The organism is Actinoplanes sp. NPDC051513 (assembly GCF_044454685.1).
Taxonomy (GTDB): domain Bacteria; phylum Actinomycetota; class Actinomycetes; order Mycobacteriales; family Micromonosporaceae; genus Actinoplanes.
The window spans coordinates 1-1,075 of record NZ_JBITDW010000073.1 but is presented as its reverse complement, the minus strand read 5'-3'; the positions used below and the strand labels follow the sequence as shown (position 1 = coordinate 1,075).

Below are 1,075 nucleotides of genomic sequence, written 5' to 3'. Positions count from 1 at the left end.
CGGCCATCGCGTTGTCGTAGCAGATCCCGGTCCGTCCGACTGATTGGCGGATGCCGAGCCTCTTCAACGTGATGGCGTAGTCGGCGGATGTGTAGTTGCTGCCGCGGTCGGAATGAAAGATCACATCGTCTGCGAGGCGGTGGTTCCGGGCGGCCATCGCGATCGCTTTCTCGATCAGCGGCGTGCGGTAATTGTCGTCCATGGCCCAGCCGATGACCTCGCGGGTGTGGCAGTCGATGACGGTGGCCAGGAAAACCCAGCCCTGCCAGGTCGGCACATAGGTGATATCGCCGATGAGTTTCTGTCCTGGCGCCGTCGCGGTGAAATCGCGGCGAAGCAGGTCCGGGATACCGTGCGGCCGGTCGCCGGCTGTGGTGAGGCTGTGCCGCCACGGCCGCGGCTGGCACGGGCGCAGGCCCAGCTCCCGCATCAGCGCGCGCACGAGCTCGGGCCCGCAAGCGACGCCATGGTCGGCCAGATCGGCGTGGACACGCCGGTAGCCGTACGTTCCGTCGGAGGCTTCGAAGAAATGAACGATGAACCCTTTCAGCTCTTCGCGCCGCCGCGCGGTCGCCGACTCCGGCTTATTGCGCCAGTCGTAGTAGCCGGACCGGGAAACGCCCAGCCACTCACACATCTTCACCAGCGACGGACATTTCTCGTCGTGGTGTCGTTCGCGGGCCGCGTACTCGCCGTCGATGAACTCGAACGTATCGCTCACCGATGATCCCGGGCGAAGTACGCCGCGGCTTTTTTCAGGAACTCGTTCTCCATCCGCAGTTCCCGCGCTTCGCGTTCCAGTTGACGCAGCCGTTCCCGCTCATTCCCGGAAAGTGCCGGCTCCTCGCCGGCGTGCTCACGCCGATACCTCGCAACCCAGCTCCCCAAAGTTCCCTCGCCAATCCCCAACTCACGGGCGACCTCCACGATCGGACGCGAATTGTCGATGACGAGTTTCACAGCCTCCAGCCGGAACTCAGGCGAGAAACTTCTCTTTGGACGAGGCAACTGTTCTTCCTTCCCAGGCGAACCAATTCTACTTGGCCCACCTGTCCGGAAAGATCATGGCGGCTCA

The 1,075-nt window shown here is 63.6% G+C and carries 2 protein-coding genes; both read right to left on the bottom strand.

The window, feature by feature from the left end:
- A partial coding sequence (locus tag ACIA5D_RS51775; protein ID WP_396038129.1) for an IS3 family transposase occupies nt 1-721 on the bottom strand: 721 nt, incomplete at its 3' end.
- On the bottom strand, nt 718-1,008 hold the full coding sequence (locus tag ACIA5D_RS51770; protein WP_396038128.1) for a transposase: 291 nt from the start codon (nt 1,006-1,008) through the stop codon (nt 718-720). The genes ACIA5D_RS51770 and ACIA5D_RS51775, both read right to left, overlap by 4 nt.
- Nucleotides 1,009-1,075 lie beyond the last annotated feature (67 nt).